The organism is Pseudomonas sp. PvP009 (assembly GCF_017832995.1).
Taxonomy (GTDB): Bacteria; Pseudomonadota; Gammaproteobacteria; order Pseudomonadales; family Pseudomonadaceae; genus Aquipseudomonas; species Aquipseudomonas syringae.
The window spans coordinates 3,130,618-3,146,170 of the sequence record NZ_JAFIBG010000001.1; the positions used below are offsets into that span (position 1 = coordinate 3,130,618).

General features: G+C 60.2%; 12 protein-coding genes. 4 read left to right on the top strand and 8 right to left on the bottom strand.

From position 1 onward, the window contains the following. Nucleotide 1 precedes the first annotated feature (1 nt). The 5 genes from JOE29_RS13320 to JOE29_RS13340 all read right to left on the bottom strand — a co-directional run bounded on the left by JOE29_RS13320 (nt 2) and on the right by JOE29_RS13340 (nt 3,904). Nucleotides 2-730 (bottom strand): MotA/TolQ/ExbB proton channel family protein, encoded by a 729-nt coding sequence (locus tag JOE29_RS13320; RefSeq protein ID WP_024663870.1) that lies wholly within the window; start codon nt 728-730, stop codon nt 2-4. A gap of 128 nt (nt 731-858) precedes the next feature. Continuing rightward, a complete protein-coding gene (locus JOE29_RS13325; protein ID WP_057407177.1) occupies nt 859-1,692 on the bottom strand; it encodes an energy transducer TonB in 834 nt (277 codons plus the stop codon). A gap of 392 nt (nt 1,693-2,084) precedes the next feature. Then, a complete protein-coding gene (locus JOE29_RS13330; RefSeq protein ID WP_074953537.1) occupies nt 2,085-2,579 on the bottom strand; it encodes a copper chaperone PCu(A)C in 495 nt (164 codons plus the stop codon). Continuing rightward, nucleotides 2,573-3,178: an SCO family protein gene (locus tag JOE29_RS13335; RefSeq protein ID WP_003424002.1), complete on the bottom strand. Its 606-nt coding sequence runs from the start codon at nt 3,176-3,178 to the stop codon at nt 2,573-2,575. The genes JOE29_RS13330 and JOE29_RS13335 overlap by 7 nt, the downstream gene beginning before the upstream one ends. A 174-nt stretch (nt 3,179-3,352) precedes the next feature. Further along, a complete protein-coding gene (locus JOE29_RS13340) occupies nt 3,353-3,904 on the bottom strand; it encodes a LacI family DNA-binding transcriptional regulator (protein WP_003317850.1) in 552 nt (183 codons plus the stop codon). 178 nt (nt 3,905-4,082) lie between these two features. On the opposite strand from JOE29_RS13340, the gene JOE29_RS13345 reads away from it, so the two are divergent. Together JOE29_RS13345 and JOE29_RS13350 are read left to right on the top strand one after the other, a co-directional pair. Then, complete coding sequence (locus tag JOE29_RS13345) at nt 4,083-5,243, top strand: efflux RND transporter periplasmic adaptor subunit (protein WP_057407178.1); 1,161 nt, start codon at nt 4,083-4,085, stop codon at nt 5,241-5,243. Nucleotides 5,244-5,276: 33 nt separating this feature from the next. After that, nucleotides 5,277-8,417 (top strand): efflux RND transporter permease subunit, encoded by a 3,141-nt coding sequence (locus JOE29_RS13350; protein ID WP_210079593.1) that lies wholly within the window; start codon nt 5,277-5,279, stop codon nt 8,415-8,417. 24 nt (nt 8,418-8,441) lie between these two features. On the opposite strand, the gene JOE29_RS13355 is transcribed toward JOE29_RS13350, so the two are convergent. Continuing rightward, complete coding sequence (locus tag JOE29_RS13355; RefSeq protein ID WP_004404095.1) at nt 8,442-10,034, bottom strand: sensor domain-containing diguanylate cyclase; 1,593 nt, start codon at nt 10,032-10,034, stop codon at nt 8,442-8,444. A gap of 320 nt (nt 10,035-10,354) precedes the next feature. Beyond that, nucleotides 10,355-11,455, bottom strand: coding sequence for a dimethylsulfone monooxygenase SfnG (gene sfnG / locus JOE29_RS13360; RefSeq protein WP_003423982.1), 1,101 nt, complete (start codon nt 11,453-11,455; stop codon nt 10,355-10,357). 321 nt (nt 11,456-11,776) lie between these two features. Here sfnG and JOE29_RS13365 point away from each other — a divergent pair, with 321 nt between their 5' ends. Together JOE29_RS13365 and JOE29_RS13370 are read left to right on the top strand one after the other, a co-directional pair. Continuing rightward, a complete protein-coding gene (locus tag JOE29_RS13365) occupies nt 11,777-12,112 on the top strand; it encodes a hypothetical protein (RefSeq protein WP_046266801.1) in 336 nt (111 codons plus the stop codon). 207 nt (nt 12,113-12,319) lie between these two features. Next, nucleotides 12,320-13,357, top strand: a complete 1,038-nt coding sequence (locus JOE29_RS13370) for an LLM class flavin-dependent oxidoreductase (RefSeq protein WP_024682958.1) — start codon at nt 12,320-12,322, stop codon at nt 13,355-13,357. A gap of 836 nt (nt 13,358-14,193) precedes the next feature. On the opposite strand, the gene JOE29_RS13375 is transcribed toward JOE29_RS13370, so the two are convergent. Beyond that, entirely contained in the window at nt 14,194-15,546 is a 1,353-nt protein-coding gene (locus JOE29_RS13375; protein WP_210079594.1) for an FMN-binding glutamate synthase family protein, read from the bottom strand. Nucleotides 15,547-15,553 lie beyond the last annotated feature (7 nt).

A 15,553-nucleotide genomic window follows, 5' to 3' on the forward strand; every position in this document is an offset into this window, starting at 1 on the left:
CTCAGGAGGCCTCCTTCACGTTCTGCCCGGCGTGGGCGCCCGCAGTGCCGGACTTCAATACCGGATGCAGCAGCACACGGAAGGCGCTCTTCTGCGCAAGGCTATAGAAGTCATGGGCAAAGTCATCCAGATCGGCAGCGGTCAGTTTCAGGCGTCGCAGGAAGTAGTTGTAAACCAGCACTGCGGGCACTGCGACGGCAATACCGACACCGGTAGCCACCAGCGCCGCGCCGATCGGCCCGGCCACCGTTTCCAGGCTCGCAGAACCGGCCGCACTGATGCCCTTGAGGGCCGACATGATGCCCCAGACCGTACCGAACAGACCGATGAAAGGCGAAGTGCTGCCGATGCTGGCGAGGATGGCCAGACCGGTTTCCAGCGAGCGGCGCTCGCGAACGATCTGCTGACGCAGTGCGCGCTCAAGGCGGTCCTGATGGTTGATGGACTGACTGAGGTCATTGGCCTGCGCGCCATCCGGCACCTGAATGGCGGCGTAACCGGCCAGGGCGACACGAGCGGCAGCGCCCGGTTGCTCCTGGGCCAGTTGCGCGGCCGAATCCAGGCTCGATGCCGCCCAGAACCGCTTGTGGAACTTGCGATCCTGAGACTTCAGACGCGAAAACTGCACGCCCTTGAGCAAGGCCAGGCCCCAGGTCGCGACGGAAAAAAGCACCAGCAGCCAGATGACCGCGTGTTCGATGGATTCAAAAGGCGAAGCAAGTAGATTCATGGCGCAGCTCTCTCTGAACAAAGTCTGAACAAGGCATGGAGTGTGTCGCGATGCGCCTTTGGTTCAGGTAGCTCGCCAGGTCAATCGAATAGCCGGGTTTGATCGTGAAACGTTTTGATCTTGAAGCCTCAGTTGATCTTGAAATCAATGGGCACGCTGACCCAGCCATCCTGGGCTACATCGCCCTGCTTGGCCGGAACGAAACTCCAGCGTTTCACCGCAGCAAGCGCGGCGTCATCAAGCTGCTCGCGGCCACTGCTCTTCTGTATTTGAATCTCGCCGGGCTTGCCGCTGGCCAATACATGCACGCGCAACAGCACAGTGCCTTCCCAGCCGCGACGCATGGCCAGCGATGGGTATTCCGGAGCCGGGTTGCGCAAGTAACCCGCACTGGCCGAGGCCGGGGTCACCGGCTTTGGTGCCGGCGGAGCGGGTGGCGCAGGCGCGGCGACAGGAGCTGTCGGTACGGGAGGTGTGGGTGGCTGTTCAACCGGTTTGGCCACGGGTTTCACGACCGGCTTGACCACCGGTTTGGGCGGCTGTGGCTTGGGCTTTGGAATCGATTTGGGCGGCGGCGGTTTGACGGCCAGTTCGTCCTCGACAGCAGGTGGCGGCTCGACCACCGGTTGCACGACAGGCTCGGGCGGTGGCGGCGGTGTTTCCACAACCGGTGGCGCAGGCTGGGAAAACTCGATGGTCATCGGCGGGATTTCAGGTGGCACAACCGGCAACGCCGGCGTCGGGTTCTGGCTCAGCCAGTAAATGATCGCGCCATGGAACACCAGCGCCAGCGCACCGAGCAAAATGGCTTCGCGCCGTCCGAGAATCGGCTTGGGGGTGCTTTGCAACCGCGATAACGCCAGCGGCGCACGGAAAGGACGCCCCAGATCGACCAGGTCGCCACTCGGCGTCTGGCGCCAAGGCACGTCATGTGCACTGGCTGCGGTCTGGACATTGCCCATTGATACACTCCTGCATTTTCATGATAAAAATCCAGGTTCTGTTGGTATCAGTCACCTTCCTTAGGCCGATGTGGCGAGGCAATCATCGCCGAAAGAGCTTTGTTCCTGAAAGGAATATTTGGTTCGTCGGTTAGATCATAAATGCATATAGGAGGCGGACGTTCCGCGTTCGCTTTTGAACGTGCAGTGAGGCACAGAGTTGTGACGCGGAGCGTCACGAAAGGCATTCCCACACCGAGCGTGAGGAACGATAGGCGTCATGTAGATCACTCTCTTGCCGATGCATCGAGCACCCGGTTTGCTGGGGGGCTGTGCCGGCCTCTTCGCGAGCAAGCTCGCTCCCACAAGACCGGTTTATAACGATGAGTGCCCAGCGTCCGATGCTGCAAGCCTCAATGGCCGCTATGATCGCCGTGGCTGCTGTGCTCGTCGCTGGTCAGTGACTTGGCGACTGCGGTGACCTGGATCGATTGCTTCGCGCCCTTGGCGTCTTCCACGGTCAGGGTCAGAGGCACCTGGTCGCCCTCTTTGACCTGGGCGGCCAGGCCCATGAACATCACGTGGTAGCCGTCGGAATCGAGCATCACCGGTTTGCCAGCCGGCAGGTCGACCGAGTTGACGCGCTGCATGCTCATCACGTCGCCTTTCATGCTCATCTCATGGATCTGCACGGTTTTCGCAACAGGTGAAGCGACGTCGACCAACTTGCTGTCCGTGTCCGCGGTGATACGCATGAACGCACCCGTGGCGGACTGGCCCGGCACGGTGGCACGCACCCAGGCATCATCGACGCGTGTTTCGGCCAGGGCCTGAGCGCTCAGGCCCAACAGCGAAAGGGTCAGCAACAGCGGTTTTGCAACGTTACGAATCAGAGCGGTCATCAGCATACTTCCATCAAAGTGAGCAGATCTTCGGTGCATTGTTGGGCGGACAGCCTGTGCGACAACCCCAGGCGCAATACACCGCGGGTGTCGTAGACGTAACTGGTCGCGGTGTGCGAGATCGTGTAGGTGTCACCCAGTGGGACCTTCTCGAAGAATACGCCGAACTCCTTCGCCGTTGCCGCCGTTTCTTCAAGCGTGCCGGACAGTGCAACGAAGGTCGGATCGAAGGCCTTCACATAAGCGTCGATCACTTCGGGCGTATCGCGCTCCGGGTCCAGGGTAATGAACACCACCTGCAGCGTCTTGCCCTCCTCTCCCATCAGCTTCCTGATCTGTGCAGCTCGCGCCAGCGCGGTGGGGCAGATGGCCGGGCACTGGGTGAAACCGAAGAAGATCATCGGCATGAGGCCGCGAAAACTCGACAGCGTCTTGACGTTGCCTTGCGAGTCCTTGAGCCGGAAGTTGCGGCCGACAATCTCGTTGCTCATGTCCTTGCCGTGCTTGAACGGCAACGCATTGGAGCTGCCGCAGCCGGTCAGCAGACCAAGGCTCAACAACGAGAGACCTGCGACCACCTCGCGGCGTGTCAGATGTTGCGTCATGTCTTGCGTCCCCTGAGGATAAGGCGCGTGGGTTCAGACAAATTCAAAGGCGGCGAATTTACCACTCAAGGACCATGGGGAATACCGCCAATCCTGTATCAAGGCATGAGCAGACGCGCAAACGTCGCGCTCATGGGCTGCAATAGGTCATGCGACAAAACAGCACAGGCTGGCTTATCGTGCCGCCGCGCCCTGCAGGAAAAACTGGGTCACCAATGCGCCCATGCCGACGCGTGCCACACGGCCGCGGCGTTCGGCGTCGACCATCCCGGAGAGCAGCGCTGCGAACATTTCGGTAAGGACGGCGGCACCGACGTCGATCCGGAACAGACCTTCACGCTGACCGCGCAGGAAAAATGCATCCAGGGCGTCAGAGTAAGGCAACCAGCGGCGCCCCCCGCTGCTTTCGTCGAGCGAATCCGGGCGCCACTGAAATACCAGAAAGACCAGCATTTCGCGGTGCATGAGGTGGTTGTCGACCAGCCGCTGAAGTGCTTCCAGCGGCGGAGCATGCTGCAGATCCGCGTCGGCAACCATCTGGTTCATCAGGTCCGAGGCGTGATTGAGCAGCAGTTCCACGAGATTGGCGCGAGTACCGCAGAAGCGGTTGAGCGTCGCCTTGCTGACACCAGCCGCCTGAGCAATATCCTTGAGCGTACCGTTGGAATGGTCGACCAGCGCAACGGCCAGAGCCTTCAGAAATTTGTCGTCAGCAGGTAATTCCATTGGGTACGTCTTCAACTCGTATAAGTGGCGGGCGGCGCATTGTGCAGAAACCTTACCGCGTTCTCAAAGCCTATACACAATTAGTCACTAAAGCCTCATGTGAGTCAATATTGACTCATCGCCTTTCAGAGTGGATCATTCGCGGCTTTAGCATCTGATGGCTGCGGCCGGGTGAATGATGAGTAGTTTCAGCGATTGGCGTGTCATGCCTGCAGTAGCCCTGCTGGCAGCGTTGGGTCTGGCCGGGTGCGAGCAGAAACAGCAGCAGGATCACGCTGCATCGAAAGCGCCCAAAGAGGTGGAAGCCATTATCGTCAGCGCCGAATCGTTCACGCTCGTTGACGAATTGCCCGGCCGTATCGAACCGGTGCGTGTGGCGCAGGTTCGCGCCCGGGTGGCCGGTATCGTGCTGAGCCGCAACTTCGAGGAAGGCGCCGACGTGAAAGCCGGCGCAGTGCTGTTCCAGATCGATCCGGCGCCATTCAAGGCCGCGCTGTCCAAGGCGCAGGGAGATCTGGCACGGACTCAGGCCACGCTGTTCGAGACTCAGGCCACGGTCAAGCGCTATGAGTCGCTGGTGGAAATTGAAGCGGTGAGTCGCCAGACCTTCGACACGGCCCGCTCCGCGCTGCAAAACGCTGTTGCAGCGAAGCGTTCGGCCGAGGCCGATGTTGAAACAGCCAGGCTGAGCCTGAGCTATGCCACCGTCAAGGCGCCGATTTCAGGCCGCATTGGCCGCGCTATGGTCACCGAGGGCGCGCTGGTCGGTCAGGGCGAAACCACGCTACTGGCAACCATTCAACAACTCGACCCGGTCTACGCCGACTTTACCCAGCCGGCCGCCGACGCCTTGCAGATGCGCGCCGCGATACAGGAAGGCCGCTTGCCAAAGGGCGGCGAAGACGCGTTGTCACTGAGTGTCGACGGCACCAATTACACGAGCACTGGCACCCTGCTGTTTACCGATGTCGCAGTAGACCGGACTACCGGCCAGGTTTCGTTGCGTGCCCGCTTTGCCAATCCCAAGGGCGTGCTGCTGCCCGGCATGTACGTGCGGGTACGCACACCGCAACGCGTTGACAGCAACGCCATTCTTGTTCCGCAGCGCGCCGTTCAGCGCTCCGGTGACGGTGCAGCCCGCGTGCTGGTGATTGCCCAGGACGGCACGGTCGAAGCGCGCCCGGTAAAAACCGGGGCGATGCAGGATTCGCGCTGGCAGATCACTGAAGGCCTGAAGGCAGGCGAACAGGTCATTGTCGGCAACATGACCGGGCTCAGCGCCGGTGACAAGGTCGCCCGCAAATCGCCCTCCGCCCAGCCGCAGGCCAAGGCGCAATAAAGCCGCCTTCAGCGCGACCGAGGATCACTGTCCATGTCTCTCTTTTTTATCAAGCGCCCTAACTTCGCCTGGGTACTCGCCCTGTTCATCTTGCTCGCCGGGTTGATGGCTCTGCCGTCTTTGCCTGTGGCGCAGTACCCGGACGTGGCGCCACCGCAGATCACCATCACCGCAACCTACCCCGGCGCATCCGCGAAAGTGCTGGTCGATTCGGTGACCAGCGTTATCGAGGACGAGCTCAACGGTGCCAAGGGGATGCTGTATTACGAGTCGACCAGCAACTCGACCGGCAGCGCGGAAATCAACGTGACGTTCGTGCCGGGCACCAACCCGGACCTGGCTCAGGTCGAGGTACAGAACCGTATCAAGAAAGCCGAAGCACGCTTGCCGCAGACGGTCCTCAGCCAGGGCCTGCAGGTCGAACAGGCCAGCTCCGGTTTTCTGTTGATCTACACACTGAACTACAAGGACGGCGCGGCCAACAAGGATACCGTCGCGTTGGCCGACTACGCGGCACGCAACGTCAATAACGAAATAAGCCGGGTGAACGGTGTCGGCAGGCTGCAATTCTTCGCTGCCGAAGCCGCGATGCGGGTATGGATCGATCCGCAGAAGCTGGTGGGTTTCGGCTTGTCCATCGACGACGTGAATGCCGCCATCCGGGCGCAGAACGTGCAGGTTCCGGCAGGCAGTTTCGGCAGCAGCCCGGGCTCGTCATTGCAGGAGTTGACCGCCACCCTGGCGGTCAAGGGCACTTTGGACAACCCGGAAGAGTTCGAGCGCATCGTTCTGCGTGCCAACGAGGACGGCTCTGCGGTGCACCTGTCCGATGTGGCGCGGGTGGCGGTCGGCAGCCAGGATTACAGCTTCGAATCACGCCTGAACGGGCAACGGGCCGTCGCCGGTGCCGTTCAGCTGTCGCCGGGTGCCAACGCGATCCAGACGGCCAGAGCCGTCGAGCAGCGGCTCACCGAGCTGTCGGTCAATTTCCCGGAAGGCGTCGGGTTTTCGATACCGTACGACACCTCGCGCTTCGTTGACGTGGCGATCGACAAGGTGATCTACACCCTCGTTGAAGCCATGGTGCTGGTGTTTCTGGTGATGCTTCTGTTTCTGCAGAACATCCGTTACACGCTGATCCCGACCATCGTGGTCCCGGTGTGCCTGGCAGGGACACTGGCGATCATGTACCTGATGGGCTTCTCGGTGAACATGATGACCATGTTCGGCATGGTGCTGGCCATTGGTATTCTGGTCGACGACGCCATTGTGGTGGTGGAAAACGTCGAGCGGATCATGGCTGAAGAAGGCCTCTCTCCCGCCGCCGCCACGGTCAAGGCGATGCAGCAGGTTTCCGGGGCGATTTTCGGCATCACGCTGGTCCTGGCCGCCGTGTTTCTGCCACTGGCGTTCATGGGCGGCTCGGTCGGGGTCATCTACCAGCAGTTCTCGCTGTCGCTGGCCGTGTCGATTCTGTTTTCGGGTTTCCTGGCCCTGACGTTCACCCCCGCGCTGTGTGCCACGCTGCTCAAGCCGATCCCGGCCGGGCACCATGAAAAGCGGGGGTTCTTCGGTGGTTTCAATCGCCTGTTCGGTACGTTCACCGACCGTTACGAGCGCGTCAGCTCCAGCATGATCAAGCGCGCCGGCCGCTACATGCTGTTGTACCTGGGTATCGTCGGTCTGCTGGGCTTTTTCTACCTGCGCCTGCCGGAGTCCTTTGTGCCCGTGGAAGACCAGGGCTATCTGATCATCGACGTGCAACTGCCTCCCGGTGCCACCCGTTCACGTACCGACCTCACCGCGCAATTGCTTGAGAACTACATGCTGTCCCGCGAAGCCACTGGCGCGGTGACCATGCTGCTGGGGTTCAGCTTCTCGGGCATGGGTGAAAACGCGGGTCTTGCGTTCCCGACCCTGAAGGACTGGTCGGAGCGCGGCAAGGGCCAGTCGGCGGCTGAAGAAGCAGCGGCGTTCAACCAGCATTTTGCCGGGCTCGGCGACGGCACGGTGATGGCAGTGACGCCACCGCCTATCGACGGCCTGGGCACCTCGGGCGGCTTCTCGCTGCGTCTGCAGGACCGCGCAGGCCTGGGCCGTGAAGCCTTGCTGGCGGCACGCGACAAGCTGCTCGGCGAGGCCAACGGCAACCCGAAGATTCTCTACGCGATGATGGAAGGCCTGGCCGAAGCGCCGCAATTGCGCCTGAACATCGACCGCGAAAAAGCCCGTGCGCTTGGGGTGAGTTTCGAGTCGATCAGCAACGCCCTGTCCACCGCCTTCGGTTCCTCGGTGATCAGTGACTTCGCCAATGCCGGGCGTCAACAGCGCGTGGTCGTGCAGGCCGAGCAGAGTTCGCGAATGACCCCGGAAAGCGTGCTCAAACTCTACGTGCCCAACAGCAGCGGCACGCTGGTGCCGTTGGGTGCCTTCGTTTCGACACACTGGGAACAAGGCCCGGTGCAGATCGCACGCTACAACGGCTACCCCGCGTTCAGGATTTCCGGCGACGCAGCGCCGGGGGTCAGTACCGGCGAGGCCATGGCTGAAATCGAACGGATCGTTTCCGAGCTGCCGCAAGGCATCGGTTACGAATGGACCGGCCTCTCCTATCAGGAAAGACTCGCCAGCGGCCAGGCGGTCGGACTGTTCGGCCTGGCACTGCTGGTGGTGTTCCTGCTGCTGGTCGCGCTCTATGAGAGCTGGGCGATCCCGCTGGTGGTGATGCTGATCGTACCCGTCGGCGCGCTGGGTTCCGTGCTGGCCGTGACGGCCGTCGGCATGCCCAACGATGTGTATTTCAAAGTCGGCCTGATCACCATCATCGGGCTGGCGGCGAAAAACGCGATTCTCATCGTCGAGTTCGCCAAGGAGCTGTGGGATCAGGGCCATTCACTGCGCGACGCGGCACTTCAGGCTGCGCGGCTGCGCTTTCGGCCGATTGTCATGACCTCGCTGGCCTTCATTCTCGGCGTGGTGCCGCTGACCCTCGCCACCGGCGCGGGGGCTGCGAGCCAGCGCGCCATCGGTACAGGTGTTATCGGCGGCATGCTCAGTGCAACGTTGCTGGGCGTGGTACTGGTGCCGATATTCTTCGTCTGGGTGTTATCCGCGCTGCGCCGCAAACCGCATGCGCAACAGATTGCCGACGATCAGCAACTGTCTGAGAAGTGATAGCCAAGAGGCGGCCGACGGGCATCAATCGCGCTGGCCCGACCTTGGCTCCGTGTCGGCTCGCGCATCCGCCGAGGCCTTGACGCGGGTCCAGGCCGGCAATGTGCCGGTCGCGTTTTCCGACGCCACATTCACCCGGTTGCGACCCTGCGATTTGGCGGCATACAACGCGCGGTCAGCAAGCTCGATCAGGCCTCGCTGATCGAGCTGACGATCCGTGCCGACGAATGTCGCGACACCCAGGCTGATCGTCACGATGCCAAACGGGCTGGCAGGATGTTCGATCTGCTCGTCACGGATTGCCTGAAGGATCTTCTCGGCCACCTGGCGAGCGTTCGACTCATCAGTACCGGGCAACACCACCGCGATCTCTTCACCACCATAGCGGGCGGCGACGTCACTGGGACGGCGAATGAACTGCTCGACCACTCGAGCCAGCGCAATCAGGCATTCATCACCGGCCAGATGACCGTAATGATCGTTGTAGCGTTTGAAATGATCGGCATCGATCAGAATCAACGACAGCAGACTGCGCTCGCGTCTGGCGCGTTTGAATTCGACTTCCAGAAACTGATCGAAACGTCTGCGATTGGCCAGCCCGGTCAGTTTGTCTTCAGAGGCGATCAACTCCAGGTGCTGGTTCAGCTGGATCAGGGCTGCCTGGGAATCGAGCAGCTGGTCTTCTGCACGTATGCGGCTGTGGATATGCCCGATCAGACGGACGCCGAGTCCGATCACCAGGCCGAGCAGCACCAGCATGACCAGAATGGACTGCCTGGTCTGGCCCAGCCAGTCGAGCATGGCTTCTTTCTGACCCAGCGCAACCACGGTGACGATCGGGTAGACATCACTGCGTTTGAACGCATAAAAACGCGGGACACCGTCGATCCTGGAAACGAACTGAGCGGTGCCGGACACTTGGCCGCGTTTCGAGGTGAAAATGGGCGTCGATGACAGGTCGCGACCGATTTCCTGCTCCAGATGGGGATAGCGTACCCGCAGCTGTCCGGTCGTCGACGTCAGACTGATGATGCCGGTTCGGCCAACCTTGATATCCGAATAGAACTTCAACAGATGATCGACGCCGATGGTCACGACCATCAGCCCGGCAAAACTCGCATCGGGATTATTGATGCGTCTGCTGACCGATATGACCCATTCGCCGGAGGCGCGGCTGCGAATCGTCGGGCCGATGTAAGGGGCTTTGTCAGGCATCTGCAAATGGTGCTGAAAGAACTGGCGCTGCCCACTGTTGATGCCTATGACTTTGGGATTGCTCGAGAAGATGCAAATCCCGTCGGCGTTGTACAGCGACACGGTATCGATCTGCGGCAACGCGCCCATTTCACGCGCAATGACCCACCTCAGACGCTCGATCTGTTCAGGCCCGGCGCCGTCCTTTTCGACACGCTCCGTCAGGCCGATCAGCATCAGCTCGCTCTGCTTGAAAATGCCATCCGTGTAGGTACTCAGCGCTCCAGCCAGATTGATCGTGCTGGTCTGGATGTTTTCCAGAGTGTTGCGGCGTGCGGTCCATGCTTGCCAGGCCATCAACATCACCACGCAGGCGCACACTACGAAGATCAGCCATGACGCAAGCCGAAGGTCGCGTTTCAAAACTTGCCTCCACAACAGGTGAGAACCAGTGCATCTGGTTTTTCTGAAAACCGGACCTGATTGCTCAGGGGCCATCGACAATCCTTTCGCTATCAAATGCCATTGTCGGCAAGTGCTCGGCCATACCTGGAAGGCCTGGCATCGATAAAAGCATGCCAGCGAGTGGCATCATAATGCCACGTGCAACTGTATATGGGTTGATCGGGGTTGAACATACGGACACAGGCGCACACTGGATCACAGTGGCGCCTGATTTTATGACGGGCTGTAAATGCGACTGGCTTACAGGGGCAAGGCGGGTTATCGACAGTGGCCTGAGGTCAAGCCGTCTCGGCGACAGGCGTGCGTTGCGCGGCGGCTTCCAGCTCGCGTACCAGAGGCAACACGTGCTGACCGAAATAGGCGACTTCTTCCTGGAAATGCAGGAACGCCGAAAGGACCAGGTCTACGCCAACGGACTTGAGCTCCACGATGCGCTCGGCAATCTGCCGGGGTGTGCCGATCAGGTTGGTCTTGAAGCCGTCGTTGTACTGCACCAGATCCTGAAAGGTGGATTTGGCCCAGTTGCCCTCGCCCTCCGGACTCGACTGGCCAGCCTGTTTCGCGGCATCACCAAAGGCGTTGACGGCTTCCGGGTCAGCCTTGTCGACGATTTCGGCCAGCACGGCACGCGCCTCCTCTTCGGTATCCCTGGCAATGATGAACGCGTTCACGCCGATCTTCACCGAATGCCCGTTCGCGGCTGCCTTGGCTCGAATGTCATCGACCTGTGCCTTGATACCTTCGACAGTATTGCCGTTGGTGAAATACCAGTCCGACACCCGCGCCGCCATATCACGTGCAGCCCGAGAGCTGCCGCCCTGAAAGATCTCCGGGTGAGGACGCTGGATCGGCTTGGGTTTGAGGGTGTAATCGTGGAAGCGATAGAAATCACCCTTGAAGGTGAAGTTGTCGGTAGTCCAGATCCCCTTGAGCGCGCGAATGAACTCCTCGGAGCGCCGATAACGTTCGTCATGCTCCAGCCAGGGCTCACCGATGGCCTGAAACTCGCCCTTGAACCAGCCGCTGACGATATTGACTGCCACGCGCCCGGCCGTGAGCTGGTCAATGGTCGCCAGTTGTTTGGCGGCTACCGACGGAGTCCATGGCCCAGGCAATATCGCGGCGATGACCTTGAGCTTTTCGGTCGCAGCCAACAGTGCGTGGCTGAAAGCTACGGATTCATGCTGGAATTCGGCACCATAGCCGGCGGTAAAGCGGATTTGCGTCAGCGCATAGTCGAAGCCGGACTGCTCGGCGATCTGCGCCAGTTTGCGGTTGTAGTCGATGGTCCAACTGGTGCGCTGTTCGATCTTGCTGACTACCAGCCCACCACTGACGTTGGGCACCCAGTACGCAAATTTTATGGACGATTGGCTCATACGGTACTCCTCTGCTGCAAGCTTCCCGAGCGCATTAAGCACAAGGGCCTGCACATCCACAGAGCAGCAACCATGCCATCCAATAAAAGACAGGCAGATCAAGGTGTTGCAACGACTGGCGTGCAGCGTCAACTGTCCGTCCCACACCAGGCTGTGGAACGACTGTTGCCTGAGCAACAGTTCCACGGGATATTTGGCCTGGCGCAGGATGTGATTTGTTGAAAACAAGCCGACGAGAGGCAGCTCTCCCGGCTATCCAGAATCGCGTTGCAGTAGTAAATTTTGGATCCAACGAACCCGCATTCATCCGCAGGAGCACCGATGAAATTGCATGCCTGTTTTCTGGCCCTGATGATCCCTGCCCTGTCGGCGCATGCTGAAGGCAAAAGCATATCCATCCCCCATGATCGAACCGGTCAGCACGCACTGGTAGAGAAAAGCGGCAACGCACAGGAACGGGTCGTGATCACGCGGCGTGAAGGGATGCTTGGGGTGATCTACTCCAAGCGGGTCTATAACTGCGCCAACCACACGGTGAACCTGGTCGGCACCGGTTCCACACTGGAAATCATGGAGCAGGCAAAGGCCGTGAGTGGCATGGGTCCGGTGATTCGCGACTCCACGGCTGAGTACATTGAATCCGAAGCCTGCAGTTGATCCCGAGCTGATCGGGCCTGCCCCGGCTGAGTCCGCAACATCCGAAAGCGCCTCCTTTGAGGCGCTTTTTTCGTTTCTGCTGTTGCGTTTTGCAGCGAAAAACAGCGCCGCAAAAAACACTTGCACCGAAAGTATTACGGTATACCATCAGACAACAATAACTCATCACGCCGGTGCAGGCGCCAGGATTTAAGCGAGGTAAGTGTCATGAAGTTTTCGTTGTTCGTGCACATGGAACGCTGGGATGAAAGTGTCAGTCATCGCCAGCTTTTCGAGGACCTGACCGAGCTGACGCTGATGGCCGAGCAAGGTGGTTTCAGCACGGTCTGGATAGGCGAACACCACGCGATGGAATACACCATCTCGCCAAGCCCGATGCCGCTGCTGGCGTATCTGGCGGCCAGGACCACACGTATTCATCTGGGCGCCGGTACCATCATTGCGCCGTTCTGGCATCCATTGCGGGTCGCGGGTGAATGCGCGCTGCTGGACGTGATCAGCAACGGGCGCATGGAAGTCGGCTTGGCACGCGGTGCCTATCAGGTGGAGTTCGACCGCATGGCCGGTGGCATGCCAGCCTCCGAGGGCGGCAAGGCGTTGCGTGAAATGGTCCCTGTGGTACGTGCGCTATGGCAGGGTGACTACGCTCACGATGGCGATATCTGGAAATTCCCGACCTCGACTTCTGTGCCCAAGCCGATCAACACGCCGCCGATGTGGATCGCTGCGCGCGACCCCGACTCGCACAATTTCGCCGTGCAGAACGGCTGTAACGTGATGGTCACCCCATTAATGAAGGGTGACGAAGAAGTGGTCGACCTGAAGAACAAGTTCGACGCCGCGCTGGCCAATAACCCTGACGTGCCCCGTCCGCAATTAATGGTGCTGCGCCATACGCATGTGCATGCCGCAGATGATCCCGAAGGCTGGAAAGTGGGTGCCACCGCCATCGCGAAGTTCTACCGTACCTTTGACGCGTGGTTTGGCAATAAACAGACGCCGGTCAATGGTTTTCTGGCCCCTAGCCCGGAAGAGAAATTCAAGGAGCGTCCGGAGTTCGAGCTGGAGAACATCCGCAAAAACACTATGATCGGTACGCCGGAGGAGATCATTCCGCGTATTCGTCATTATCAGGAGTTGGGTGTCGACGAGTTCAGCTTCTGGTGCGACAACAGCCTGCCCCACGCCGAGAAGAAAAAGTCGCTCGAGCTGTTCATCAAGCATGTGGTGCCGGTGTTTCGTTGAGTGTTGAGATTGCCTGAGAGGCCCAGGAAAATGCTGCTCAGACCATAATATTAATATTGATCCTCCACACGCTCTGCACTCATCGTTATGCGCAAGTCCTGGATGCTCCAAGTAAAGGCTTCCAGGCTTCTGCCCGAAGGGCGTAGGAGCGAACTTGTTCGCGAAAGCGCGAGTGTAATCGGCAAAAATATGTCGATTGAGAAGCCTTCTTCGCGAACAAGTTCGCTCCTACGGCCTTCGGCCAGAATCAAAAATCACATTGCGACGCTCGTTCCCACACTCCGCGTGGTAATGCCTTTCGTGACGCTCTGCGTCACCGCACTCATCGTTATGCGCAAGTCCTGGATGCTCCAAGTAAAGGCTTCCAGGCTTCTGCCCGAAGGGCGTAGGAGCGAACTTGTTCGCGAAAGCGCGAGTGTAATCGGCAAAAATACGTCGATTGAGAAGCCTTCTTTGCGAACAAGTTCGCTCCTGCGGCCTTCGGCCAGAATCAAAAATCACATTGCGACTCTCGTTCCCACTCGTGGTAATGCCTTTCGTGACGCTCTGCGTCACAGAGCAGTTCTGTGATATCAGGTAGGTTGGGGTCCGGCTCAGATCACCTTTTCGCTCCTCGGCGACCTACTTTGATGGGGCCAAAGTAGGCAAAGCCCGCAGCTCCGTTTCCGGCCCGACTTCGTCGGGTTCCTTCGCCCTGTCACTGATCCGGGGGTCGCCGGATCAGCGCCAGGACTCAGCCGTCACTTACGTCGCAATTTGCGTCGTCTGTGCCATCGTGATCGAAAAGCACGTTATGGCGTCAGTCAGTACATCGCGTTCGAAAGCACGTTATGACGTCAGTAACCAGAACCAGAACCCGAACCCGAACCCGGAATCCACGATGTCCCGGCCAGGGGCACGCGGGCCATGGCTGCTGATTCGACGGTCAGTGCCACCAGGTCTTCCGGGTCGAGGTTGTGCAGGTGTGATTTGCCGCATGCGCGGGCCATGGTCTGGGCTTCGAGGACGAGTACGCGCAGGTAGTTGGCCAGGCGCCGGCCGCCTTCGACCGGGTCGAGGCGTTTGGACAGTTCCGGGTCCTGGGTGGTGATGCCCGCCGGGTCGCGGCCGTTTTGCCAGTCGTCGTAGTAACCCGCTGCCGAGCCGATCTTTTTGAGTTCTTCGTCGAGCCGCGGATGGTTGTCGCCCAGTGCTATCAGGGCCGCTGTGCCAATCGCCACTGCGTCGGCACCCAGCGCCATGGCCTTGGCCACGTCGGCGCCGTTGCGGATGCCGCCAGAGACGATCAACTGCACCTTGCGATGCATGCCCATTTCCTGCAGCGCCTGCACGGCCTGCGGGATGGCAGGCAGAATCGGAATGCCGACGTGTTCGATGAACACTTCCTGAGTCGCCGCAGTACCGCCCTGCATGCCGTCGAGGACGATCACGTCGGCGCCGGCTTTTACGGCCAGTTTCACGTCGTAGTAGGGACGGCTGGCACCGATCTTCACGTAAATCGGCTTTTCCCAGTCGGTGATCTCGCGAATCTCGGCAATCTTGATCGCCAGATCGTCCGGGCCGGTCCAGTCCGGGTGACGACAGGCCGAGCGCTGATCGACACCGACCGGCAAGGTGCGCATGCCGGCCACACGCTCGGTGACTTTCATGCCCAGCAGCATGCCACCGCCGCCCGGCTTGGCGCCCTGCCCCAACACGATCTCGATGGCATCGGCCTTGCGCAAGTCGTCCGGGTTCATGCCATAACGCGATGGCAGGTACTGATAGACCAGATGCTGCGACTGACCACGCTCTTCCGGGGTCATGCCGCCGTCGCCGGTGGTGGTGCTGGTCCCCGCGATGGTCGCGCCGCGCCCCAGTGCTTCCTTGGCGTTGGCCGACAACGCGCCGAAGCTCATGCCTGCAATGGTCACGGGGATTTTCAGGTACAACGGCTTTTTGGCAAAACGGTTGCCGAGCACCACATCAGTGCCGCACTTCTCGCGGTAGCCTTCCAGCGGGTAGCGCGACACACTGGCGCCGAGCAACAGCAGGTCGTCGAAGTGCGGCAGTTTGCGCTTGGTGCCGCCACCACGAATGTCGTAGATGCCGGTTTCCGCAGCACGCTGGATTTCCTGAATGGTCAGGCGATCGAAGGTGGCCGACTCGCGCAGGACTGGAGCAGGTTTGTGGCTGATAGGGTCGCTCATGGTAATG